At 70.9% G+C, this 23,034-nt stretch carries 21 protein-coding genes and 2 pseudogenes; 19 read left to right on the forward strand and 4 right to left on the reverse strand.

What is annotated here, in order from left to right:
* Window position 1 precedes the first annotated feature (1 nt).
* The 13 genes and pseudogenes from BM536_RS06400 to hypE all read left to right on the forward strand — a co-directional run bounded on the left by BM536_RS06400 (window position 2) and on the right by hypE (window position 12,030).
* Window positions 2–1,786 (forward strand): nickel-dependent hydrogenase large subunit, encoded by a 1,785-nt coding sequence (locus tag BM536_RS06400; protein ID WP_073491752.1) that lies wholly within the window; start codon window positions 2–4, stop codon window positions 1,784–1,786.
* Window positions 1,783–2,315: pseudogene (locus tag BM536_RS42435) on the forward strand (hypothetical protein). The gene BM536_RS06400 and the pseudogene BM536_RS42435 overlap by 4 nt, the downstream one beginning before the upstream one ends.
* Window positions 2,312–2,974 carry a DUF5947 family protein gene (locus tag BM536_RS06410; RefSeq protein ID WP_073491753.1) on the forward strand — a complete coding sequence of 221 codons (663 nt, stop codon included), beginning with the start codon at window positions 2,312–2,314 and terminating at the stop codon, window positions 2,972–2,974. The pseudogene BM536_RS42435 and the gene BM536_RS06410 overlap by 4 nt, the downstream one beginning before the upstream one ends.
* Complete coding sequence (locus BM536_RS06415; protein WP_094102650.1) at window positions 2,971–3,663, forward strand: DUF6084 family protein; 693 nt, start codon at window positions 2,971–2,973, stop codon at window positions 3,661–3,663. Before BM536_RS06410 ends, BM536_RS06415 begins: the two co-directional genes overlap by 4 nt.
* Window positions 3,660–5,090: a hypothetical protein gene (locus BM536_RS06420; RefSeq protein WP_073491754.1), complete on the forward strand. Its 1,431-nt coding sequence runs from the start codon at window positions 3,660–3,662 to the stop codon at window positions 5,088–5,090. Before BM536_RS06415 ends, BM536_RS06420 begins: the two co-directional genes overlap by 4 nt.
* Entirely contained in the window at window positions 5,087–5,638 is a 552-nt protein-coding gene (locus BM536_RS06425; protein WP_073491755.1) for a hydrogenase maturation protease, read from the forward strand. The genes BM536_RS06420 and BM536_RS06425 overlap by 4 nt, the downstream gene beginning before the upstream one ends.
* 11 nt (window positions 5,639–5,649) lie before the next feature.
* Window positions 5,650–5,799 (forward strand): DUF6893 family small protein, encoded by a 150-nt coding sequence (locus tag BM536_RS40725; RefSeq protein WP_158086503.1) that lies wholly within the window; start codon window positions 5,650–5,652, stop codon window positions 5,797–5,799.
* Between the two features lie 145 nt (window positions 5,800–5,944).
* Window positions 5,945–6,343 (forward strand): hydrogenase maturation nickel metallochaperone HypA/HybF, encoded by a 399-nt coding sequence (locus BM536_RS06430; protein WP_073491756.1) that lies wholly within the window; start codon window positions 5,945–5,947, stop codon window positions 6,341–6,343.
* Between the two features lie 3 nt (window positions 6,344–6,346).
* Window positions 6,347–7,123 carry a hydrogenase nickel incorporation protein HypB gene (gene hypB, locus BM536_RS06435; protein ID WP_073491757.1) on the forward strand — a complete coding sequence of 259 codons (777 nt, stop codon included), beginning with the start codon at window positions 6,347–6,349 and terminating at the stop codon, window positions 7,121–7,123.
* A complete protein-coding gene (gene hypF / locus BM536_RS06440) occupies window positions 7,120–9,504 on the forward strand; it encodes a carbamoyltransferase HypF (protein WP_094102651.1) in 2,385 nt (794 codons plus the stop codon). The genes hypB and hypF overlap by 4 nt, the downstream gene beginning before the upstream one ends.
* A gap of 31 nt (window positions 9,505–9,535) precedes the next feature.
* Complete coding sequence (locus tag BM536_RS06445) at window positions 9,536–9,838, forward strand: HypC/HybG/HupF family hydrogenase formation chaperone (RefSeq protein ID WP_073491758.1); 303 nt, start codon at window positions 9,536–9,538, stop codon at window positions 9,836–9,838.
* Window positions 9,838–10,964: pseudogene (hypD, locus tag BM536_RS06450) on the forward strand (hydrogenase formation protein HypD). The gene BM536_RS06445 and the pseudogene hypD overlap by 1 nt, the downstream one beginning before the upstream one ends.
* On the forward strand, window positions 10,957–12,030 hold the full coding sequence (gene hypE, locus BM536_RS06455; RefSeq protein WP_073491760.1) for a hydrogenase expression/formation protein HypE: 1,074 nt from the start codon (window positions 10,957–10,959) through the stop codon (window positions 12,028–12,030). Before hypD ends, hypE begins: the two are co-directional and overlap by 8 nt.
* 62 nt (window positions 12,031–12,092) lie before the next feature.
* Here the strand turns inward: hypE and BM536_RS06460 are convergent, their stop codons facing one another.
* The 3 genes from BM536_RS06460 to BM536_RS06470 form a co-directional block, all read right to left on the reverse strand.
* Window positions 12,093–12,467, reverse strand: coding sequence for a hypothetical protein (locus BM536_RS06460; protein ID WP_073491761.1), 375 nt, complete (start codon window positions 12,465–12,467; stop codon window positions 12,093–12,095).
* 151 nt (window positions 12,468–12,618) lie between these two features.
* Window positions 12,619–12,762, reverse strand: coding sequence for a hypothetical protein (locus BM536_RS39315; protein WP_245873288.1), 144 nt, complete (start codon window positions 12,760–12,762; stop codon window positions 12,619–12,621).
* A gap of 543 nt (window positions 12,763–13,305) precedes the next feature.
* Window positions 13,306–14,187, reverse strand: coding sequence for an NAD(P)-dependent oxidoreductase (locus BM536_RS06470; protein WP_073491763.1), 882 nt, complete (start codon window positions 14,185–14,187; stop codon window positions 13,306–13,308).
* A 49-nt stretch (window positions 14,188–14,236) separates the two neighbouring features.
* Here BM536_RS06470 and BM536_RS06475 point away from each other — a divergent pair, with 49 nt between their 5' ends.
* The 3 genes from BM536_RS06475 to BM536_RS06485 all read left to right on the forward strand — a co-directional run bounded on the left by BM536_RS06475 (window position 14,237) and on the right by BM536_RS06485 (window position 16,377).
* A complete protein-coding gene (locus BM536_RS06475; protein WP_073491764.1) occupies window positions 14,237–14,644 on the forward strand; it encodes a MerR family transcriptional regulator in 408 nt (135 codons plus the stop codon).
* A 122-nt stretch (window positions 14,645–14,766) separates the two neighbouring features.
* A complete protein-coding gene (locus BM536_RS40730) occupies window positions 14,767–14,910 on the forward strand; it encodes a hypothetical protein (protein ID WP_158086504.1) in 144 nt (47 codons plus the stop codon).
* Between the two features lie 282 nt (window positions 14,911–15,192).
* Window positions 15,193–16,377: a beta-ketoacyl-[acyl-carrier-protein] synthase family protein gene (locus tag BM536_RS06485; protein WP_073491766.1), complete on the forward strand. Its 1,185-nt coding sequence runs from the start codon at window positions 15,193–15,195 to the stop codon at window positions 16,375–16,377.
* A gap of 223 nt (window positions 16,378–16,600) precedes the next feature.
* On the opposite strand, the gene BM536_RS06490 is transcribed toward BM536_RS06485, so the two are convergent.
* Window positions 16,601–18,763 carry an ATP-binding SpoIIE family protein phosphatase gene (locus BM536_RS06490; RefSeq protein ID WP_094102653.1) on the reverse strand — a complete coding sequence of 721 codons (2,163 nt, stop codon included), beginning with the start codon at window positions 18,761–18,763 and terminating at the stop codon, window positions 16,601–16,603.
* A gap of 411 nt (window positions 18,764–19,174) precedes the next feature.
* Here BM536_RS06490 and kdpF point away from each other — a divergent pair, with 411 nt between their 5' ends.
* From kdpF to kdpB, 3 genes are read left to right on the forward strand one after another with little or no spacing between them, the layout of a single operon-like run.
* Window positions 19,175–19,264 (forward strand): K(+)-transporting ATPase subunit F, encoded by a 90-nt coding sequence (kdpF, locus tag BM536_RS06495; RefSeq protein WP_073491767.1) that lies wholly within the window; start codon window positions 19,175–19,177, stop codon window positions 19,262–19,264.
* 8 nt (window positions 19,265–19,272) lie between these two features.
* Window positions 19,273–20,937 carry a potassium-transporting ATPase subunit KdpA gene (gene kdpA / locus BM536_RS06500; protein ID WP_073491768.1) on the forward strand — a complete coding sequence of 555 codons (1,665 nt, stop codon included), beginning with the start codon at window positions 19,273–19,275 and terminating at the stop codon, window positions 20,935–20,937.
* On the forward strand, window positions 20,934–23,030 hold the full coding sequence (gene kdpB, locus BM536_RS06505; protein WP_073491769.1) for a potassium-transporting ATPase subunit KdpB: 2,097 nt from the start codon (window positions 20,934–20,936) through the stop codon (window positions 23,028–23,030). Before kdpA ends, kdpB begins: the two co-directional genes overlap by 4 nt.
* Window positions 23,031–23,034: the final 4 nt, after the last annotated feature.

Genomic DNA, 23,034 nt, shown 5'->3' on the forward strand with positions numbered 1-23,034 from the left:
GATGGCACCGACGACGAAGACGGCCGGAGATGGCAGCGGCCTTGTGGAGATGGCCTGGGACCCGATCACCCGGATCGTGGGCAGCCTGGGCATCCACACCAAGATCGACTTCAAGCAGAAGCGGGTCGCGGAGTGCTACAGCACGTCGTCGGTCTTCCGTGGCTACAGCGTCTTCATGCGCGGCAAGGACCCCCGCGACGCCCACTTCATCACCAGCCGCATCTGCGGGATCTGTGGGGACAACCACGCCACCTGCTCGGTGTACGCGCAGAACATGGCGTACGGAGTGAAGCCCCCGCACCTCGCCGAGTGGATCATCAACCTGGGCGAGTCCGCCGAGTACATGTTCGACCACAACATCTTCCAGGAGAACCTGGTCGGGGTCGACTACTGCGAGAAGATGGTCAAGGAGACGAACCCCGGCGTCCTCGAACTCGCCGAGCGCACCGAGGCCCCGCACGCGGCCGAGCACGGCTACCGCACCATCGCCGACATCATGCGTTCGCTGAACCCCCTGGAAGGGGAGTTCTACCGCGAGGCCCTCCAGGTCAGCCGCTACACGCGCGAGATGTTCTGCCTGATGGAGGGCCGCCATGTGCACCCCTCCACGCTCTACCCGGGCGGCGTCGGCACCATCGCCTCCGTGCAGCTCTTCACGGACTACCTCAGCCGGCTGATGCGCTACGTGGAGTTCATGAAGCGTGTCGTCCCCCTGCACGACGACCTGTTCGACTTCTTCTACGAGGCACTGCCCGGCTACGAGGAAGTGGGTCGCCGGCGCGTCCTGCTCGGCTGCTGGGGCGCGCTCAACGACCCCGAGTACTGCGACTTCACCTACGCCAACATGACCGACTGGGGCCGGCGCATGTTCGTCACCCCCGGCGTCATCGTCGACGGCAAGCTCGTCACCAACGACCTGACCGAGATCAACCTCGGCATCCGCATCCTGCTGGGAAGCTCCTACTACGAGGACTGGCAGGGCCAGGAGCAGTTCGTCACCCACGACCCGCTCGGCAACCCGGTGGACCCGCGCCACCCGTGGAACCAGCACACCATCCCGGCCCCGCAGAAGCGGAACTTCGACGACAAGTACAGCTGGGTCATGTCGCCCCGCTGGTTCGACGGCAAGGACCACCTCGCCCTGGACACCGGCGGCGGCCCCATCGCCCGTCTGTGGTCCACCGCCCTGTCCGGGCTCGTCGACATCGGGTACATCAAGGCCACCGGCCACAGCGTGGTCATCAACCTGCCCCGCACCATGACCAAGCCGGAGACCACCTTCGAGTGGAAGATCCCGAAGTGGTCCAACGCCCTGGAGCGCAACCGCGCCCGCACCTACTTCCAGGCGTACGCCGCCGCCGTCGCCCTGCACTGCGCGGAGAAGGGCCTGGCGGAGGTCCGCGCCGGACGCACCCAGACCTGGGAGAAGTTCGAGGTCCCCAACGAGGGCATCGGTGTCGGATTCACCGAGGCGGTCCGAGGCGTCCTCTCCCACCACATGGTGATCCGCGACGGCAAGATCGCCAACTACCACCCGTACCCGCCGACCCCCTGGAACGCCAGCACCCGGGACACCTTCGGCACGCCGGGACCGTACGAGGACGCCGTGCAGAACACGCCCATCTTCGAGGAGAACACCCCGGAGAACTTCAAGGGCATCGACATCATGCGGGCCGTCCGCAGCTTCGACCCGTGTCTGCCCTGTGGCGTCCACATGTACGTCGGCGGCGGCAAGACGGTGAAGTCGATGCACGTGCCCACCGGCCTGAGCGGACTGGGCGGATGAGCGGGGCGACGAAGGCAGCGCCGGTGAACGCGGAGCAGACCGGACGCCGTGTCGAGGAGGTGCTGGAGAGACTGGCCGCGAGCGGCGACCCGGCCGCCGCCGCGGCAGCGGAGGAACTCGTCCGGTCCCTCATGGACTTCTACGGGGCCGGCCTGGCCCGCATGCTCCACCTGCTGTCCTCCGCTCCCGGCGAGCCGCCGGCCGGACTGCTCGCCGACGAACTGGTCGCGAGCCTGCTCGTCCTGCACGACCTGCACCCCGAGGACCGCGACACCCGCATCGCCCGGGCCCTCGACAGCGTCCGGGAACACGCCCTGGAAGTCGTGGGCTTCGACGAGGAGAGCGGCACCCTGACGCTGCGGGCCCGGGAGGCGGGCGGTTGCGGTTGCGGCTCGGCGCGAGCGCCCGGGACGCCGCCGAGGCGGCGCTGGCCTGCTTCGCACCGGAGGTCAGGACCGTCGACGTACGGACCGCACCCGCGGGGCCCACGCTCCTGCAGATCGGCACGGCACCGACGGGGGCCCGATGACGGCGTCCCCGGCGCCGCGCACGTCCGGCCTGCGGAGGTTCCTCACCGAGCGACCTCCGCTGCCCGAACGGTGCGAACTGTGCGCCGTGACGGTGGAGGCGGACCACCGTCATCTCGTCGACACCGAGAAACGCGCCCTCGCCTGCGCCTGCGCCCCCTGTGCGCTGCTGATGGAACAACCGGGCGCCGCCGCGGGCCGCTTCCGCACGGTCCCGGCCCGCTACCTCACCGACCCCGGACATCGCCTCGACGAGAGCGCGTGGGAGGCCTTGCAGATCCCGGTCGGCGTCGCCTTCCTCTTCCACAACGCGGCGCTCGACCGGCTGGTCGCCCTCTACCCGAGCCCGGCCGGAGCCACCGAGAGCGAACTCGAACCGGCCACGTGGATGGAGGTGCTCGGCGGCAGCCGCCTCGCCGAACTGCTCGAACCCGACGTGGAGGCGCTGCTGCTGCGCCGCACCGGCGGCCGCTTCGAGTGCCACCTCGTACCGATCGACATCTGCTACGAACTCGTCGGCCGCATGCGCCTGTTGTGGCAGGGCTTTGACGGCGGAGCCGAGGCCCGCGCCGCGCTGGACGCGTTGTTCGCGGACGTCGCGCGACGCGTCCGGCCCGTGGACGAGACGGGGCACCCGTCGGACGAGGCGGTGCGTCCGTGACGGAGTTCTCCTTCGCCTGCACCGGCGTTCGCGCCGACCGGTTCGCGGCCGGACCGACCCTCGTCTTCCGGCTGCGCGTCACCGCGGCCGGCAACGCGCGCGTGCACGCCCTCGCGCTGCGCTGCCAGATCCGCATCGAGCCCGCCCGCCGGACCTACGATTCAGCCGAAGCCGAAGGACTGGGGGATCTCTTCGGCGAGCGCTCCCGCTGGGGCAGTACGCTCCAGCCGGTGCAGTTCGCCCAGGTCTCGCTGATGGTGCCGAGCTTCACCGGCGAGATCGAGGCCGACCTCGTCGTGCCCTGCACCTACGACATGGACATCGCCGCCACCCGCTACCTCACCGCCCTCACCGACGGCGAGGTGCCGCTGCTGATGCTGTTCTCCGGCACGGCGTTCACCGGAGACGGCGGGTTCCAGGTCGAGCCGGTCCCCTGGGACCGGGAGGCGGCTTTCCGGATGCCGGTCGCCACCTGGCGGGAGATGGTCGAGCAGCACTTCCCCGGATGCGGCTGGATCCGGCTGCCGGGCGACACCATGGACGCCCTCCTCGCCTACCGCTCCCGGCACGCCCTGCCCTCCTGGGAAGCGACTCTCAAGGCCCTGCTCGACGCCGGCGGCGCCGAGGACCCACCCCGGAGCGACCCGTTCCGCGCGCTCACCGGTACCACCGGAAGGACGGATCCGTGACCGTGACCGCGTTCACCCCCGGCACGGAGGAGCGGTTCGCCCTCGCCCGGCAGGTGGCCGACGCCGTCCTCTTCGAGGGCTATGTGCTCTACCCGTACCGTGCCTCGGCGGCCAAGAACCGGCTGCGCTGGCAGTTCGGGGTGCTCGTGCCGCCCGGCTGGGGCACCGAGTGCGAGGAGCACGACTTCCAGCACACCGAATGCCTGATGGAACCGAAGGCGGGCGCGACCCTCTCGGTCGAGGTGCGCTTCCTGCACGCCCGACGGCGCACAGTGCAGCGGGCGCGGCCGGACGGTGGCATGGACACGGTCGCCGAACTCCGCCTCGACGACCGGGTGCTGGTGCCCTGGGACGAGGGGAGTGAGGAGCGTGTCGAGGTGGTCGCGTCGGTGGACGAGCTCCTCGGCGACGGCGTCACGCATCCCTTCCGTCGCCCCGCACGCGAGGACACCGAACCGGTCCTGGACGAGGCAGGCCGAAGCGTCGGCCGACTGGTCCGGCGGTGCGAGGAGATCAACGGGACGATCCGGCTGTCCGCCCGCGAACTCGACGGCCCCTACCGGGCCCTGCGGCTGACCGCTGTCGTCGAGAACACCACCGTCTGGACACCACCCGAGGGCCGCGGTGCCGACCGGGACGCGGCGCTGCCGCGCTCCCTGGTGGCCACCCACCTCCTCATGGCCCTCAGCGCCGGATCGTTCCTGTCGATGACCGATCCCCCCGAGTGGGCGAAGGGCGCGGTCGCCGCCTGCCGCAACCTGCACACCTGGCCCGTACTCGCCGGCGAACCCGGTCGCGACGACCTCGTGCTGTCCTCGCCGATCATCCTGGAGGACCATCCGGCCATCGCGCCGGAGAGCCCCGGCGCGCTCTACGACGCCACCGAGATCGACGAGATCCTCGCGTTGCGCACAGCGGCCCTCACCGACGAGGAGAAGCGCGAGGCCCGGGGCACCGACGAGCGCGCGGCCGCGGTGATCGAGCTGGCGGACTCCATGCCGCCCGAGGTCCTGGAGCGTCTGCACGGCGCAGTGCGGAGCCTGCGCGAGGTGACCAGCCCGGACCCCGCCGCCCCGGACCTCGGCTTCCCCGACGAGCACGGCGTGCAGCGTCCGGACACCCCCTGGTGGGACCCCGCGAGCGAAGCGGGCTTCGACCCCGAGCGGGACCGGGTGGTCATGGACGGCCGGTCGGTGGGCAAGGGCAGCCGCGTCGAGTTGCACCCGGGCCTGCGACGCACCGACGCGCAGGACATCTTCCTGCGGGGCCGCACCGCGATGGTCGAGGCCGTCCTGCACGACGTCGACGGCGGGGTGCACCTGGCGGTCACGGTCGAGGGCGACCCGGGCGCCGACATCCGCCGCGAGCAGGGACGGTTCCTGTACTTCCAGCCCGACGAGGTCACACCGCTGGAGGACGACGCATGAACCTTCCACCACCGGCAGGTCCACGGACCCTTGTGGCGGGCATCGGCAACATCTTCCTCGGCGACGACGGCTTCGGCGTGGAGACCGCGCGCCGGCTCGCCGAGCGCGACCTGCCCGGACACATCGAGGTCGTGGACATCGGGGTGCGCGGGGTGCACCTCGCCTACCAGCTCCTGGACGGCTACGACACCCTCGTCCTCGTGGACGCCACGGCACGCGGTGAGGCCCCCGGCACCCTGTACGTCATCGAACACGACGTCGGCGGCGCGAGCCCCTCGCCCGCCGCCCCCGCGCTGGACGGCCACCGGATGACGCCCGACACCGTCCTGGCGTTGCTGGGCACCCTGTGCGCCGGGACCGGCGCCGAGCCACCGCGCCGCGTCCTGGTCGTCGGATGCGAACCGGCGTGGGTGGACGAGGGCATCGGTCTCAGTGCGCCGGTGTCCGACGCCGTGCCGGAGGCCGTCCGGCTGATCGAGGAGTTGCTGCGGAACGGGGAGCCGGGAGAGTCCGCGCCGCGGGCCACGGCCGGTGGGATCTCGACATGAGGAGACACGACATGAGGAGACACGACATGAGGAGACACGAGATGAGGAGAAACGGGATGAAGAGGATCGTCATCGGCGGAGGGGCCGCGGCCGCCATGGTCGCCCTCGTCGTCGAGGTGCTTCCCGACGTGAGGCGGTACCTGCGGATCCGACGGATGTGAACCGCGGGCGCCACCCGGTGTGCCGTGCGGTTGCGTCGAACGGCGTACCTGCCGGCCGGTGACGGCGTGCCTGGCCGGACGATCCGGATGCGCGCGCCTCTAATGAAACCCGGCGGGAGGCAGGCTGCGGAAGGACGAAAGACCCATGCACGAGATGTCCGTCGCGCTGGCCGTCGTCGACCAGGTGACCGAGGCCGCCACCCGGGCCGGTGACGTCACGGCGGTGCGGTCGGTACGACTCCAGGTGGGCGAACTGGCCGGCGTCGTACCCGAGGCCCTCGCCTTCTCCTTCGAACTGGCCTGCGCCGGAACCCTGCTGGAAGGCGCCGAACTGGTCACCGAAGCGGTGCCGGGGCGGGCCCGCTGCACACCCTGCGCACACGAATGGGCCGTCGGCATGCCTCCCCGACTGACCTGCTCCGGGTGCGGCGGGACGCATACCGAGCTGCTCACGGGCCGGGAACTGCAGATCGTCGACGTGCACTGGGAGGACGGCGGCCCCACGCACGCGCCCACCCGCGAACCGATCTCCGAGGAGCGCTGAACCATGTGTCGTGTCGTCGACCTGCGGCAGGCCGTACTCGCCAAGAACGACGCGAGCGCCCACCAACTGCGCGCCCACCTCGCGGCCCGAGGCACCGCGGTCGTCAACCTGCTGTCCAGCCCGGGCAGCGGCAAGACCGCGCTGCTGGAACGCGAACTGCTGCGGGCACGGCAGCGGTCCGTTCCCGTCGCCGCGCTGAGCGCCGACCTCGCCACCGAGAACGACGCGGCACGCCTGGCGCGTTCCGGCGTACCGGTCAAGCAGGTGCTCACCGACGGACTGTGCCACCTGGAGGCGGGGATGCTCGCCGGGCACCTGGACGGGTGGCTGCCCGACGACACCCGGCTGCTGTTCGTGGAGAACGTCGGCAACCTGGTCTGCCCGGCCTCCTACGACCTGGGGGAGACGCTGAGGGTCACCCTCGCCTCCGTGACCGAGGGCGAGGACAAGCCGCTCAAGTACCCCACCGCCTTCGGCCTCGCCCACCTGGTCGTGGTCACCAAGACCGACATCGCGGAGGCCGTCGAGTTCGACGAGGCCGCGTTCCGCGCGAACGTGGAACAGGTCAACCCGGGGGTCGAGGTGGTCCTGACCTCGGCACGACGGGGGCAGGGAACCGGCGTGCTGCTCGACCGGGCGATGGCAGCCGCGGACGGAGTGCCCGTCCACTCGCCGGTCATGGCCCGGCAGTCCCATCACCACGGTCACACGCACGCGGACAACGGTCACACGCACGCACACCCGGAGGCCACCGGCCCCATGGCCCACACCCACCCGTGAGCGGTCCGCAGGCTCCGGCCGCCGTCGCCGAGGACACTCCGCTACGCCGTCGGGTCACCGTCCGGGGAGTGGTACAGGGCGTCGGCTTCCGGCCCTACGTGTACGGCCTCGCCACCGAACTCGCCCTGGTCGGACACGTGACCAACACTCCGGAGGGCGTCGTCGTCGAGGTCGAGGGCACCGCCTCGGCCGTGGCCCGGTTCTGCGACCGGATCGCCGGCCAGGCACCCCCGCTGGCCCGTGTCGAGTCCGTCGACCACAGGGAGATGTCTCCCGTCGGGGGCACCGCGTTCACCATCCTCGCCTCCCGCGCCGACGGGCCGGCCCGCACCCTGGTCTCCCCGGACTCCGCCACCTGCGCCGACTGTCTCGCCGAGCTGGCCGACCCGGCCGACCGGCGCTACCGCCACCCGTTCGTGAACTGCACCCACTGCGGCCCCCGCTTCACGATCGTCACCGGCGTGCCGTACGACCGGGCCAACACCACCATGGCCGACTTCGCCATGTGCCCCGCCTGCGCCCAGGAGTACGCGGATCCGGCCGACCGTCGCTTCCACGCGCAGCCGGTCGCCTGCCCGGCCTGCGGGCCGCGTCTGCGCCTGCTCGTCGCCCAGGGGTCAGAGGTCAGGAGCGTCGATGGGGCGGCCTCGGTCGTCGAAGCCCGCGCTCTGCTGACGCAGGGCGCGATCCTCGCCGTGAAGGGCCTGGGCGGCTACCACCTGGTCTGCGACGCCACGAACCAGGCGGCGGTCGCCCTCCTGCGACGCCGGAAGGCGCGAGGGGACAAGCCGTTCGCCGTCATGGCCAGGACCGCGGACGAGGTCCGTCACCTCGTTCGGCTGTGCCCCGAGGAGCGGAGCCTGCTGGAGGACCGGGCCAGGCCGGTCGTTCTGCTGCGGAGGCGTCAGCACCCGTCGCACGCCGCCGGGGACCCGCGGCCCGCCGAGGCCGTCGCGCCCGGCAGCCCCGACCTCGGTGTGATGCTGCCGTACACGCCCCTGCACCATCTGCTGCTCGGCCTGCCCGGCGACGAGGAGGGGCCCCGGCTGCTCGTCATGACCAGCGGCAACGTGTCCGGTGAGCCGATCGTCACCGACGACACCGAGGCGCTGGAGCGGCTGGCGCACCTGGCCGACGCCTGGCTCACGCACGACCGGCCGATCCACGTCCCGTGCGACGACTCCGTGGTCCGCGTCTGCGACGGCGAGCCGCTGGTGATCCGCCGCTCCCGTGGCTACGCCCCGTTGCCGGTCTCCCTTCCGCTGCCCGTGCGGCCGGCCCTCGCCGTCGGCGGAGACCTGAAGAACGCCTTCTCCCTGGGGACGGGCCGTCAGGCCTGGCTGTCGGCGCACATCGGCGACATGGACGACGTCGGTACGCAGCGGGCTCTCCAGCGCGCGGTGGCGCAGTTGGAGTCCATCACGGGAGTGCGGCCTCAGACCCTGGTGTCCGACCGGCATCCCGGCTACCGCTCCGCCCAGTGGGCCGACCGGAACGCGGCGGGCCGGCCCGTTGTGCGCGTCCAGCACCATCACGCGCACATTGCCGCCGCCATGGCCGAACACGGACTCGACGGCACGCGGCCGGTGGTCGGCGTCGCCTTCGACGGCACGGGCCACGGCGACGACGGCGCCGTGTGGGGCGGGGAGTTCCTGCTCGCGGACTACGACCGCTTCACCCGGTTCGGGCACCTCGCGTACGTTCCGCTGCCCGGGGGCGACGCCGCGGTGCGCCGGCCGTACCGCATGGCGCTGGTCCATCTGAGGGCGGCCGGGATCGACTGGTCCGACGACCTCGCCTGCACGGCCGCCTGCCCGCCCGATGAACTCCGCCTTCTGGAAAGACAGTTGGAGCGTGGCCTGAACTGTGTCCCCACGTCCAGTATGGGCCGGCTCTTCGACGCGGTGTCCTCTCTCGCCGGGGTGTGCCACCGAGCCGGGTACGAGGCACAGGCCGCCGTCGAGCTGGAGGGCGCGGCTCTGCTCGCACCCGCCGAGGACACCACCGCGTACGCCTTCGCCCTGCACGCGTCGGAGGAGAACGGGGGCGGCATCGTGCGGGCCGATCCGACGCCCGTACTCGCGGCGATCGTCGGCGACCTGCGCGCGGGCGTCGAACCGGCCATGGTCGCGGCTCGCTTCCATCGGGGCGTGACCGGCCTGGTGCACCGGACCTGCGTGCGGGCGCGAGAGCGTCATGGGCTGGACACGGTCGCCCTGACGGGAGGCGTGTTCGCCAACACGCTGCTCTCGTCGGCCTGCGCGGCAACCCTGCGCGAGGACGGCTTCACGGTCCTGCGGCACCACTTGGTGCCGCCCAACGACGGCGGCTTGGCGCTGGGCCAGCTGATGGTGGCCGCCCGGGCCGCTCCCACCGACTGAGCAACGCGCGATCCACAGCGAGGAGAGTCCCATGTGCCTGGCGGTACCCGGCAGAGTGCTGGACATCGAGGAACGGAACGGCACCCGCATGGCCAACGTCGACTTCGGCGGCGTGGTCAAGGAGGTGTGCCTGGAGTACCTGCCCGACCTCCAGGTCGGCGAGTACGCCATCGTCCACGTCGGGTTCGCCCTGCAACGGCTGGACGAGGAGTCGGCGCGGCAGACGCTTGAACTGTTCGCCGAGATCGGCCTGTTGCAGGAGGAGTTCGGCGACGCCTGGGAGACGGCGGCGGAACAGGCGGGCGCGGGCCCGGTGGAAGAGGTGTGCAAGTAGTGAAGTACATCGACGAGTTCCAGGACCCGGAGCTGGCGCGCCGGCTCCTCGACGACATCCATGCCACGGTGACCAGGCCGTGGGCCCTGATGGAGGTGTGCGGAGGGCAGACGCACAGCATCATCCGCCACGGCATCGACCAACTCCTGCCGGAGGAGGTCGAACTGATCCACGGACCGGGCTGCCCCGTGTGCGTGACCCCGCTGGAGGTCATCGACAAGGCTCTGGAGATCGCCTCCCGACCGGAGGTGATCTTCTGCTCCTTCGGTGACATGCTGCGCGTGCCGGGCACCGGCCGGGACCTGTTCCAGGTCCGCGGCGAGGGCGGTGACGTTCGCGTCGTCTACTCGCCGCTCGACGCGCTGCGGGTCGCGCAGCAGAACCCGGACCGCGAGGTGGTGTTCTTCGGCATCGGCTTCGAGACGACGGCACCCCCCAACGCCATGACGGTTCATCAGGCCAAGAAGCTCGGCATCCCGAACTTCAGCATGCTGGTGTCCCATGTCCGCGTACCACGGCCATCGAGGCGATCATGTCGTCGCCGAGCTGCCGGGTGCAGGGCTTCCTCGCGGCCGGGCACGTCTGCAGCGTGATGGGTGTGGGGGAGTACCCGGAACTGGCGGAACGCTTCCGCGTTCCGATCGTCGTGACGGGCTTTGAGCCACTGGACATCCTCGAAGGCGTGCGCCGGGCCGTCCGTCACCTCGAACGAGGTGAGCACACCGTGGACAACGCCTACGCCCGTGCCGTCCGTCCGGAGGGCAACCCGGCCGCCCGGGCCATGCTGGAGGACGTCTTCGAGGTCACCGACCGTGCCTGGCGCGGCATCGGGGTGATCCCCGACAGCGGCTGGCGGCTGTCGTCGAAGTACCGCGACCACGATGCCGAGTACCGTTTCCCGGTCGACGGCATCCGGACCGAGGAACCCGCCGAGTGCCGCAGTGGAGAGGTTCTGCAGGGGCTGCTCAAGCCGCACGAGTGCGAAGCCTTCGGCACCTTGTGCACTCCCCGCACCCCCCTGGGAGCCACGATGGTCTCCAGCGAGGGCGCCTGCGCCGCGTACTACCTCTACCGCCGGCTGGACATGCCCGTCACCGAGGCCCGGGAGGCGACCTCCGTTGTCTGACACCACTGATGCCCCCGCCTTGGACGTCGAGGCGTGGACGTGCCCAGCGCCCCTGCGCGACCGGCCGCGTGTCGTCATGGGCCACGGTGGCGGTGGAGCCCTCTCCGCCGAGCTGGTCCAGCAGATCTTCGCCCCCGCGTTCGGGGGCGAGGTGCTCGCCCAGATGGGTGATGCCGCCGTCCTCTCCCTGGGCGGTGCCCGGCTGGCCTTCTCCACCGACTCCTACGTGGTGCGGCCACTGTTCTTCCCCGGTGGCAGCATCGGCGACCTGGCGGTCAACGGCACCGTCAACGACCTCGCCATGAGCGGCGCCCGAGCCGCCTACCTCTCCTGCGGATTCATCCTGGAGGAGGGCGTGGAGCTGGACGTGGTCACACGGGTGTCCGAGGCGCTGGGCGCGGCAGCGCGCACCGCCGGCGTGGAGGTGGCCACCGGCGACACCAAGGTGGTGGAGGCCGGCCACGGCGACGGGATCTACATCAACACGTCGGGCATCGGTCTCGTCCCGGCGGGCGTCGATCTGCGTCCGCAGAGGGTCGTCCCCGGCGACGTCGTGATCGTCAGTGGCGCCATCGGCGTCCACGGAGTGGCGATCATGAGCGTGCGCGAGGGCCTGGAGTTCGGAGTGGAGATCAAGAGCGACTGCGCGGCGCTCGGCGGCCTGGTCGACGCCATGCTCGCCGTCACCCCGGATCTGCACGTCCTGCGCGATCCCACCCGAGGCGGCCTGGCAGCCTCGCTCAACGAGATCGCGGCGGCCTCCGGCACAGGGGTGGTCATCCGGGAACGCGATGTCCCCGTCCCGCCGGCCGTGGCCAATGCCTGCGCCGTTCTCGGACTGGACCCGATGTACATCGCCAACGAGGGCAAGCTGGTGGCGTTCGTCCCGCGCGAGCACGCCGACGCGATCCTCGACGCGATGCGAGCCCACCCTCTGGGCGCGGACTCCGTGATCATCGGTGAGGCCGTCGAGGCGCATCCCGGCATGGTCGTGGCACGGACCGGACTGGGGGGAACGCGGGTGGTCGATCTGCCGATCGGGGAGCAGCTGCCGCGGATCTGCTGACAGGGGCGCCGCCGCCGGCCGAGGAACCGGCCGTCCGGACGCCGATCGGGCCGTCGAAGCGATCAGCGTCCGGACGGTGGGTCCTGTGGGTCCACGCCGGTCTTGGCGGAAGCGTCCTTGGTGCCGCTGGGGCGCTGGGAGCGGCCCCTGCGTCCGGTGTCGCGCCTGCCCTTCTCGTCCGCGTCGCCGTACTCCTCGCCGCTTGTGCCGAGGCTCTCGGCCGTGTCGCCCGGGACGGACTTCGTCTCCTCCCGGGACTTCGTCCGGCCCGGCCCTCTTTCGCCGGCCTGGTCAGCGTGGAAGGAGCGGCGGGCGCTCGGGTTGTCCTGCTGGCGTGTCTCATCCACATCGGGCGACCAGCCGTGCTGCTCGGTGCCCTGGTGACGGCTGGGGCCCTTTCCGTGCGGTGGCTCGGACGGACGTGGTTTCTTCGACATGGGCCGATCCGCCTTTTCATGGTCAGAGGGGGACGCCGTGCATGTGCACGCGCGGTGAGTAAATTATCCTCTCTTGTAAGATTTCGAGCATGTTGTGACCTTTTCTGGTCCAGGGATGCGGGCCACGAGGGCTCCACCGTCATCGTCGGCCTCAACGGCCTGCGCCTGCTGCGGGCGCCGCCTGGCAGCGGGTCGTGGCGGTCGTCGGGTCGGCCGCGTGGGCGGACGGCGCGACGGTGAGCGCCGGCGGCAGCGAGGGGAGCGCTGCCGGCAGGGCGAGCAGTCTGTGGCGCATGACGGCACCTCGGCTCTCTGGCGGGGACGCGTCCGATGGGTGGCGGTGGGTGCAGGGGGCGTTCCCATCGGAAGCGCACCACACGGCACGGTCGGTCAGCAGGTCGAGTTGGTCCGGGTCAGGAGGCCGAGCCGCCACGGGCGGAAGTTGTGGTCGCCGCCCGCGTTGGGGTTCATGCCCTGGTGGAGGTACTGGAGCCGGCAGGCGGGAATGGTGACTGTCTGGTTGCCATAGCACCGGGTTCGTGTGGGTCGCCGTCGCGCCGAGGGCCGGCCTCTGGGCGGCGGCGGTGCCGGAGACCGCTGTCGCGGGAAGCCGGGCGCCGGCGGCCGGGCCGGTGGCGGCCCTGATGGCCAACCGGCCCGGCTCGTCCACCTCGGCAGCTCCGTGCACCGCATCGGCTCCACGGATCCACGGCGGACGGCCACCGGCACCGCGTCCTGCGACGGGCCCTGCGCCCCGGACGGGCACCTCCCCACCCTGCGGGCGAAAGCGTCCCGGTGTGTGGTCGCTCGCAGGGGAGGGGACCGGTGTCGGGATCGGTCAGTCGCCGCGGGGTTTGCCGAACTCTTCGATGAGCACGGGATACTGCTCCCCACCGTGGCCCGCGGCGATCGAACGGTCGGCCATCGCCTTGATCAGCTTCGGCAGTTCGGCGTTGACACCCACTGCCTCACTTTCCTTGATCAGATGTGCCATCGCCCGCGCGTCGGTCGCCAGGGCCGATACCTCGGCCGGGAAGGAGTTGTTGTCGATCTGCTCGGCGTACCCAGGCAGCCATTCGGCCACACCGGCGGCCATCCGCCGCGCGAACGGCGCATACGTCGCGGCGTCGACACCGGCTGTCCTGAGCAGGGCAGTGCCCTGGAGCCAGGCGTTCAGGACGCTCCACATCATGGCCAGGCCGGCCACGTCGTACAGGGACGCCAGCCCGTGGTCCGCACCGAGGTAGCTGAGGGTGCCGAGCGCATCGAGTGTCGACTTGTGCGTCTCGAAGTCCGCCTGCGGCCCGCAGTGCAGAATCACCGCCTCGGCAGTGCCGATCGCCGGCGGGACGGCCATGATGGCGCCGTCCAGATAGCGGGCGCCGCGCTGTGTGGCCCATCGGGCGGTTTCCCGGGCCTGGGCCGAGTCGCCCGAGGTGAGATTGAGCAACGTCATGCCGTCCAGCTCGACATCGCTCGCTCCGAGCAGCTCCTGCACGGCTTGGTAGTCGGTGACACAGATGATCGTCAGGGAGCCTTCCTCGAGCGCGTCGCCGATTGTCGGCGCCAACCGTGCGCCTTCGGCCACCAGTTGGTCAGCCTTGGAGGTCGTACGGTTCCACACGGTTGTGGGATGCCCGGCCTTCAGGAACGCGCCGGCAAGTGCCTGGCCCATCAGCCCGAGTCCGATGACTGTCACGGGTGTGTCGGTCTTGTTCATGGCAGCATCGTCAACGTTGATACCGGTGTGAAGGTCAAGTGAGGTCTGGATGCGGATCGGGGAGCTGAGTCGCCGGGCGGGCGTCAATGCCCATCAATTGCGCTACTACGAGGCCCAAGGCCTGCTGGAGGCGGACCGCGGCGCGAACGGATATCGCGAGTACGGCGAGAGCGCCGTACTGCGGGTGAAGCAGATCCGACACCTGCTCGGCGCCGGTCTGTCATCCGAGGACATCGCGTACCTGCTGCCCTGCGCGGTGGGAGAGGCCCCGGAGTTGCTCGGTTGTCCCGAATTGCTGGCGGCGATGCGGTCACGGCTGCGGCGACTGGACGATCGGATGGACAAGCTCGCTCGATCCCGCGACGCTCTTGCCGACTACATCGATGCGGCCGAGCGGACGGGCAGCCGGACCTGTCCGCCCTTCGACGATGCCGACCCGGAGGCCGTTCCCGCCTGAGCAGCGCGACCACCGCCGATGCCCGAGCCTGGGCACGAACACGCGGAGTCGGAGCCGCAGGCTTCATCCGGCGCTTCGCGCGTCGCTGCGTCGAGCCACCCCGTGAGCATGACCGCACCGTCATGGACGGCGACTTCGGCGATCTGTGGGCCGAGCCGGAGCGCGTCGGCGGACACCCCACGTTGCACGGCCTGCCGGATCTCCAGGTCGGAGCGCGGGAGACCTGGAGCCCATCGCGCCCCGATCAGGTGACCAGCCCTGACTGACGGCCAGCCAGGTAGGGCCTGTGGAGCCGCCCCGAGGCCCCCTGTTGGAGCGGTGTGTGTCTTGTCACGCCCTCAAAGGTCGGCCGAGTTGTCTGCATCACAGCGCAAATGTCCCTTTGGCGTACATGCTCGACAGGGACAGCGACTCCCGAAGTGGAGTCCAACACGGGCTGCGGGCGCGAAGTCCCGAAGTGGCCCATGACGTAGCCCTCGTGACGTTCCTCCTGGTTCCCCTGGACCTCCTGGTTCCCCTGGACTAGATCCCCTGGAAAGGTGCCCACCATGGCCGCTTACCTCTGCCCCCCTGCCGTGATACACGGCGAGTACGCCGTGGAGACCAGCCAGATCGTGGCGGAGGTGCGCGCCCGGCACCCGCACGCGGCGTGGGCCCCGCGGATCGACGGCATCGCGGCCAGTACGGGCATCGAGACCCGCGGTTGGATGCTGCCGCTGGAGACCGCCGTCGCGCCCGGCAACGGCGGCGGCCTGCGGGCTGTCGGCATCGGGCCCGCCCAAAAGGCGCTGGTGCGCGACGGGTTCAGCGAGCAGGACGTGGACCGTGTGATCGCCGCTCTTGATGCGATACCCGCGCCGCAGACCGTCCAGGAGCGCACCGCGCCGGCCTGGGAGGCCGTGCAGTCCTACGGGGAGCGTGCGGCGCGCGGTGCCCTGCAGATCGCCGGGCTGGACGCCGCGGACGTCGACTGCCTGATCACCAGTCACTCCACCACCCCGGCGCTGCCGGGTCTGGACATCGCCCTGGCCAACAGGCTTTCGCTCCGCGACGACGTGATGCTGCTGCCGGCCACCCAGTGGGCCTGCATCGCGGGGACCCGCTCCCTGGCCCTGGCGGCGGATCTCGTGGCCGCGGACCCCGAACGGGTGGTCCTGGTCGTGATCGCGGAGGCACTGAGCACCACCTATCAGGCCGCGGACGACACCCTCGAGTCCCTGATCGTCCGGTTGCTGTTCGCGGACACCGGGGTCGCCGCGGTGGTCACGGGCCGCCCGAGGCGCGAGTCGGTGCTGCGACTGGACGCCGCCTGGCACCACACCCTGCCCGGCACCCACGACCTGCACCGCCTGGAAACACGCGCGGACGGCACCCACTTCGTGATGGACCGGCGCGGGCCGCGCGCCGTACAGGAGACGGTCACCGCCATGTGGGAGTGGCTGCGCCTCCGTTACCAGGACGACCCCGACTCCTGGCACCCCGACGTGCTGCTCGCGCACCCCGGCGGCACACGGGTGCTGGAGTACATGGAACAGACGATGCCCGACGCATGGCCGTCGGGGCTGCTGGACCACAGCCGGGACAGCTACACCAGCGGCAACCGCGGAGGCGCCGCCGTGTTCGACATCCTGAGGCGGGCGTACGACGCCGGCCAGAAGCCGGGCAGTCGCGCCGTTCTGTACGCGGCGGCACCGGGCCTGACCGCCACCGCCCTGGAAGGGGAGTGGCTGTAGCGGGAGCGAGGGCTACGGGGACCAGCGAACGGGCCGCCCGCATCACCGGTCGGGCCACGGGTACCGCTCAGTGCGCCGTCCGTACCGTGCGTACCGTCCGTACCGTCCGTACCGCGCGTACCGTCCGTACCGCCGTACCGTCGGTGGCGTCGGCAGACACACACGACGCTCCGCCCCTCGCCGCACCCCCCGTACGCCGGCCGCGGCCCGCCCCGCGGCCGCGTCACCTGGCGACGTGCGCCCAGACCACCTTGCCGGTGTCCGTCCACCGCACCCCCCACCGGGTGGTGAGCCTGTGCAGGACGCGCAGGCCACGCCCACCGTCGTCGAGGAGGCCGCCCCGGCTCAGACGTGGCCTGCCGTTGCCGGTGTCGCCCACCTCGCACAGCAGGCCGCGGCCGGTCCTGATCAGTCGTACCGTGATGGGACCGGCGGCGAAGCGCACGGCGTTCGTCACCAGCTCGCTGACCAGCAGCGGCACGTCGTCCAGGGTGCGGCCCGTGATGTGCCACTGCCGCAGCAGCGCGGAGGCGTTCGCGCGGGCACGGGCGGGCGCGTCGTCGCGGGCGGGCAGCCGCCAGGTCGCGGTGTCCCCCTTGCGGTAGCCGATCAGGCGCGCGAGCAGCAGGGTCACGTCGTCGCGCTGGCGCACGGGCGCGAGCGCGGCGACGACGTGCCGTGCGGCGTGTTGGAGGGCGTCCCACGGATGGACCGCGGACACGGCATCCGCCAGCCTGCTGATGCCCTCGTCGATCGACAGGGCCCGGTCCTCCACCAGGCCATCGGTGTAGAGGGCGAGCAGGGAGCCCGGGGGTGCGTCGAACGTGTGCACGTCGAACGGCTCCCGCAGCGCGAACTCGGCGCCTAGGCCGGGGTGAGGGCGGACCGCGAGCGGGCCCGCCCGCCCGTCCGGACGCACCAGGACCGGGGGAAGGTGACCGGCGCTGGAGAGCGTCAGGTGGTGGCTGACCGGGTCGTAGAGGGCGATGCAGCAGGTGGAGCCGAGGGCGCTGTAGCCGGCGGCCAGCCCGGACTCCGCGTCGTCCAGCAGCGTCACGGTCTCGTCCAGGTGCTCCAGCACCTCGTCGGGGGCCAGCCCCGCGGACAGCAGCGCGCGGGCCTCCATGCTCAGCTGGCCCATGGCTGCCGCGGCTCCCAGGCCATGCCCGACCACGTCACCGACCACCAGCGCGGTACGTCCGTCCGGCAGCGGGAAGCTGTTCACCCAGTCGCCGCCGACGCCCGCGCTGTCAGGGGTGGCGGGCTGGTAGACGCTGGCGATCTCGAGGGTGTCGCCGCCGCTCCGGGGCAGCAGCCGGCGCTGCAACGCCAGCACCTGCGTGTGCTCGCGCTGGTGCTGACGGGCCAGGTCGACATGATGGGCGGTCCTGGCCACCAGTTCCTGGAGGTCGAACAACTCGCTGTCGCGGAAGGGGCGGTCCGCCCGCCGCCAGATCTCCGCCACACCCAGTACGACGGGTGGCGCGCCATCGAGGACCAGTGGTATGCACGCCACGCTCGCCGACCGGTCGACGGGCACCAGGGCACGGATCACTCGCGGACTGCCGAGTAGCCGCTCGACCGCCTCCCGGTCGGGTACGACGATGGCCTGCGGGGCGTCGTCCCGCCGTACGGCCTGTGCCAGCAGGCGGCTCGCGTCGCTCGGAAGGTCGTCGCCGGGAGTCAGGTAGCCCTCGGGCCACGCCCGGTCCGGCACCAGGGCCGCCCTCCGCAGCCGGATGCGCCCCGGCGCCCGCTCGGTGACTCCCTCGCCCGTCCACACGGCGAAGTCAAGGTCGACGGCGGCCACGTCTCCCCATGCCAGCAGGGACTCCGCCAGCGACTGGGCGGTCTCGCCGATGTCCAGCGAGGTGCCGATGGCGGTCTCGGCGGCGTACAGGTGCAGCCTCCTGGCCATGGCGATCAGGGAGACGGTCAGGCCCTCCTGCGGCGCCGCGGCGGGCAGGATGCTCATCGAGACCACCAGTTCCGAGCCGTCGCCGCGCCGCAGGCGCTGGATCCGGGCGACATGCGCCTCCCCGATCTCCAGGACCTGCCGCAACCGCCGTGTGACGGTCGGTGCGTCGCCGGGGGGCAGGAGATCGGCGAAGGCACTCCCGGCCACGGCGTCCAGACCCTCGAACACGGGGGCGTCCAGATTGGCGCGGGCGATACGCAGGTTCCTGTCCAGGTTGACCACGCCGAGAATCTGATCCTGCCGGTCTGCTGCCGGGTCGTCGCGTCCGCCCCGGCCGGTGGTGCGGTCGCCTTGTGCGTCGGCCGGACCGGCGCCCGCCGCTGCTCCGCCGTGCGGGACGTAGCGCCCCAGGGCGCTGCTGACCAGGTCGAACGGCGATGACGACGAGGGGGAGGGCGTGGAGTCCATGCGGCTCTCTCAGCAATCCCCGGCGCAGTGCCGGGGCCGTACTCGGACCCGTGCGACGGGGCCCCGAGCTCCCTGACCGCACACCCCATTGAATAACACCAGGGGGCGCTTCGCCCACACCAGCGGATCGCGCGACGGCGCGGCCGTCGGTGTTCTCCGCGGGGGAGCCGGTCGGTACCGGAGGTAGTCCGGCGTATGGGAGTGGGGCGTATGGGATCCGTCAAAAGCGGGCGGGGCGCCGTCAGGGGGGCGTCAACGCCGGCCGAATCCGGCCGACGGGGCGCTTACCTGTAGCCGTCCGTTCGATCCGAACCTCATCTAGGAGTTCGCGATGGCCGACCTGGCCTTCGTCGTCACCACGGTCGCGGTGTTCGCGCTGGTGGGTCTCGTCGCCAAGGGGGTGACGAAGCTGTGAGCGCCGAAAACATCGTCGGCCTGGTCGTGGCCGTCGCCCTGCTGGGCTACCTCGTCCTCGCCCTGGTCTTCCCGGAGAGGTTCTGAGCACCCCTATGAGCCCCGTCCTCGCCGGTGTGCTCCAGTTGCTCGCGCTGATCGCGGCGCTGGCACTGGCATACCGACCGCTCGGCGACCACATGGCCCGGGTCTACTCCTCCGACAGGCACCTGCGGGTGGAGAAGTGGATCTACAAGGGCATCGGCGCCGACCCGAACACCGAGATGCGCCGGCCCGCCTATCTGCGGGGGGTCCTCGCCTTCTCCGCGGTGAGCGTGCTCTTCCTGTACCTCTTGCAGCGGATACAGGGCAGCCTGCCCGGCTCGCTGGGCTTCTCCTCGATCGACCCGGACCAGGCGTTCAACACCGCCGCGTCCTTCGCCACCAACACCAACTGGCAGTCGTACTACGGCGAACAGGCCATGGGCCACGTCGTGCAGACGGGCGGCCTCGCGGTGCAGAACTTCGTCTCCGCCGCCGTGGGCATCGCCGTCGCGGTGGCTCTCGTACGGGGATTCGCACGCTCCCGCACCGGGGAACTGGGCAACTTCTGGGCCGACCTGGTACGCGGCACCGTACGCATCCTGCTACCACTCTCCGTGATCGCCGCGATCGTGCTCGTGGCCTGCGGCGTGATCCAGAACTTCGCCGGGATCCACGAGGTCGGCCAGTTCACCGGTGGCGGCCAGGAGTGGAACGGTGGCGCGGTCGCCTCGCAGGAGGCCATCAAGGAGATCGGCACCAACGGCGGCGGCTACTTCAACGCCAACAGCGCGCACCCCTTCGAGAACCCCAACGCGTTCTCGAACCTCTTCGAGGTCTTCCTGCTCCTGCTGATCCCGTTCGCGCTGACCCGGACCTTCGGCCGGATGGTCGGCTCACTGCGCCAGGGTTACGCCATCCTCGCCACGATGGCGACCATCTGGGTCGGCTTCATCTGCCTGATGTGGTGGACCGAGTTCGCGCACCACGGCCCGGCGTTCGAGATCGCCGGCGGTGCGATGGAGGGCAAGGAGGCCCGGTTCGGCATCGGCGCCTCGTCGATCTTCTCGATCTCGACGACGCTCACCTCGACCGGCGCGGTGGACTCCTTCCACTCGTCCAACACCGGGCTGGGCGGCGGCCTGAACCTGCTGGGCATGCAGCTCGGTGAGATCGCGCCCGGCGGTACCGGATCGGGCCTGTACGGGATGCTGATCATGGCTGTCATCGCGGTCTTCATCGCCGGTCTGATGGTCGGCCGCACGCCCGAGTACCTGGGCAAGAAGATCGGCACCCGCGAGATCAAGTTCGCGGCCTGCTACATCCTGATCACCCCGACGCTCGTGCTCGTCCTCACCTCCCTCGCGATGGCGCTGCCGACTCCGGGTGACTCGATGACCAACTCGGGCGCGCACGGCTTCTCCGAGATCCTGTACGCGTACACCTCAGGCGCCAACAACAACGGCTCGGCCTTCGCCGGCCTGAACGCGGACACGCAGTGGTTCAACACCACGATCGGCATCGCGATGCTCCTCGGACGGTTCCTGCCGATGGTCTTCGTGCTGGCGCTGGCGGGTTCGCTGGCCGAGCAGAAGCCGGTACCGGCCACCGCGGGCACGCTGCGCACCGACAAGCCACTGTTCGCCGGGCTGTTGGTGGGCGCGATTCTCATCATCACCGGTCTGACGTACTTCCCGGCCCTCGCGCTGGGTCCGCTCGCCGAGGGGCTGGCGTCATGACCACCGACGTAACGAATCAAGAGGACGCGATGTCCACCTCGACTCCGACACTCGCCCCCCACCAGGACGCCCCCACCGGCCGCAAGGCCGGCGAAGGCCGCGTCGGCGCCGGCCTGTTCGACCCCGGGCAACTCCGCAGGTCGCTGCCCGACGCCCTGCGCAAGACCGACCCGCGGGTGATGGTCACGTCACCCGTGATGTTCGTGGTCCTGATCGGCTCGGTGCTGACGACGGTGTTCTCGTTCAGGGACCCGGGCGACTGGTTCGGCTGGGCGATCAGCGCCTGGCTCTGGCTCACCGTGATCTTCGCCAATCTGGCGGAGGCGGTCGCCGAGGGCCGGGGCAAGGCCCAGGCGGACACCCTGCGCAGGGCCAAGACCGACACCGTGGCGCGCCGCCTCTCCGCGGAGGGCGGGAGCGAGCGGCAGGTGCCCGGTACCGAGCTGCGCATCGGCGACCGGGTCGTCTGCGAGGCGGGCGACATCATCCCCGGCGACGGTGACGTCGTCGAGGGCGTGGCGTCCGTCGACGAGTCGGCGATCACCGGCGAGTCGGCCCCCGTGATCCGCGAGTCCGGCGGTGACCGGTCCGCGGTCACCGGCGGCACGAAGGTCCTCTCCGACCGCATCGTCGTAAAGATCACGACGAAGCCGGGCGAGACCTTCATCGATCGCATGATCAACCTGGTCGAGGGCGCCGCGCGGCAGAAGACGCCCAACGAGATCGCGCTGAACATCCTGCTCGCCTCGCTGACCATCGTCTTCCTGCTGGCGGTGGCCACGCTGCCGCCGCTCGCGGACTACGCGGGCGCTCACCTGTCCATGGTGGTGCTGGTGGCCCTCCTGGTCTGCCTGATACCGACCACCATCGGTGCCCTGCTCTCCGCGATCGGCATCGCGGGCATGGACCGGCTGGTGCAGCGCAATGTCCTGGCCATGTCGGGCAGGGCGGTCGAGGCGGCCGGCGATGTGTCGACCCTGCTGCTCGACAAGACCGGCACCATCACGCTAGGCAACCGGCAGGCCGCCGAGTTCGTACCGGTACGCGGCACGACCGAGGCCGAGCTGGCGGACGCCGCGCAGTTGTCGTCGCTGGCCGACGAGACACCCGAGGGCCGCTCCGTCGTCGTACTCGCGAAGGAGAGGTACGGGCTGCGCGAACGCCACCAGGGCGGGCTGTCCGGTGCCGAGTGGATCGCCTTCACCGCGCAGACCCGCATGTCGGGCGTGGACGTCGACGGGCGCAGGGTCCGCAAGGGCGCGGCCGGTTCGGTGATCGCCTGGGTGCGCGAACGGGGCGGCACCCTCGCCGAGGACGCCGACACCCTCGCCGACAGGATCTCGGAGGCGGGCGGTACGCCGCTGCTCGTGGCCGTCAAGGACGTCGTCAAGGAGGGCATGCGGGAGCGGTTCGACGAGCTGCGCCGCATGGGCATCAAGACGATCATGATCACGGGCGACAACCCACTGACGGCCAAGGCGATCGCCGAGGAGGCGGGCGTCGACGACTTCCTCGCGGAGGCCACCCCCGAGGACAAGATGACGCTGATCAAGCGGGAGCAGGCGGGCGGCAAGCTCGTCGCGATGACCGGCGACGGTACCAACGACGCGCCCGCGCTGGCCCAGGCCGACGTCGGCGTGGCGATGAACACCGGCACGTCGGCCGCCAAGGAGGCCGGCAACATGGTCGACCTCGACTCCAACCCGACCAAGCTCATCGAGATCGTCGAGATCGGCAAGCAACTCCTCATCACACGGGGTGCGTTGACGACGTTCTCCATCGCCAACGACGTCGCGAAGTACTTCGCGATCATTCCGGCGCTGTTCGCCGCGGTCTACCCCGGCCTGGACACGCTCAACGTCATGCGCCTGTCCTCGCCCGACTCCGCGATCCTCTCCGCGGTCGTCTTCAACGCGCTGATCATCATCGCGCTGGTACCGCTCGCCCTGCGCGGCGTGCGGTACCGCCCGGTCAGCGCGGACAAGCTGCTCCGCCGCAACCTCGGCATCTACGGTCTGGGCGGACTGGCAGCCCCCTTCGTCGGCATCAAGATCATCGACCTGCTCATCTCCCTCATCCCCGGGATCGGCTGACCGC

The sequence above is a fragment of the Streptomyces phaeoluteigriseus genome, assembly GCF_001896135.2.
GTDB lineage: Bacteria > Actinomycetota > Actinomycetes > Streptomycetales > Streptomycetaceae > Streptomyces > Streptomyces phaeoluteigriseus.

Excerpts from the sequence above, each read along its gene's own strand:
- BM536_RS06400 (WP_073491752.1), top strand. The coding sequence starts at position 2 with ATGGCACCGACGACGAAGACGGCCGGAGATGGCAGCGGCCTTGTGGAG.
- BM536_RS06410 (WP_073491753.1), top strand. The coding sequence starts at position 2,312 with ATGACGGCGTCCCCGGCGCCGCGCACGTCCGGCCTGCGGAGGTTCCTC.
- BM536_RS06425 (WP_073491755.1), top strand. The coding sequence starts at position 5,087 with ATGAACCTTCCACCACCGGCAGGTCCACGGACCCTTGTGGCGGGCATC.
- BM536_RS40725 (WP_158086503.1), top strand. The coding sequence starts at position 5,650 with ATGAGGAGACACGACATGAGGAGACACGAGATGAGGAGAAACGGGATG.
- BM536_RS06430 (WP_073491756.1), top strand. The coding sequence starts at position 5,945 with ATGCACGAGATGTCCGTCGCGCTGGCCGTCGTCGACCAGGTGACCGAG.
- hypB (WP_073491757.1), top strand. The coding sequence starts at position 6,347 with ATGTGTCGTGTCGTCGACCTGCGGCAGGCCGTACTCGCCAAGAACGAC.
- BM536_RS06445 (WP_073491758.1), top strand. The coding sequence starts at position 9,536 with ATGTGCCTGGCGGTACCCGGCAGAGTGCTGGACATCGAGGAACGGAAC.
- BM536_RS06460 (WP_073491761.1), bottom strand. The coding sequence starts at position 12,467 with ATGTCGAAGAAACCACGTCCGTCCGAGCCACCGCACGGAAAGGGCCCC.
- BM536_RS39315 (WP_245873288.1), bottom strand. The coding sequence starts at position 12,762 with ATGCGCCACAGACTGCTCGCCCTGCCGGCAGCGCTCCCCTCGCTGCCG.
- BM536_RS06470 (WP_073491763.1), bottom strand. The coding sequence starts at position 14,187 with ATGAACAAGACCGACACACCCGTGACAGTCATCGGACTCGGGCTGATG.
- BM536_RS06475 (WP_073491764.1), top strand. The coding sequence starts at position 14,237 with ATGCGGATCGGGGAGCTGAGTCGCCGGGCGGGCGTCAATGCCCATCAA.
- BM536_RS40730 (WP_158086504.1), top strand. The coding sequence starts at position 14,767 with ATGGACGGCGACTTCGGCGATCTGTGGGCCGAGCCGGAGCGCGTCGGC.
- BM536_RS06485 (WP_073491766.1), top strand. The coding sequence starts at position 15,193 with ATGGCCGCTTACCTCTGCCCCCCTGCCGTGATACACGGCGAGTACGCC.
- BM536_RS06490 (WP_094102653.1), bottom strand. The coding sequence starts at position 18,763 with ATGGACTCCACGCCCTCCCCCTCGTCGTCATCGCCGTTCGACCTGGTC.
- kdpA (WP_073491768.1), top strand. The coding sequence starts at position 19,273 with ATGAGCCCCGTCCTCGCCGGTGTGCTCCAGTTGCTCGCGCTGATCGCG.
- kdpB (WP_073491769.1), top strand. The coding sequence starts at position 20,934 with ATGACCACCGACGTAACGAATCAAGAGGACGCGATGTCCACCTCGACT.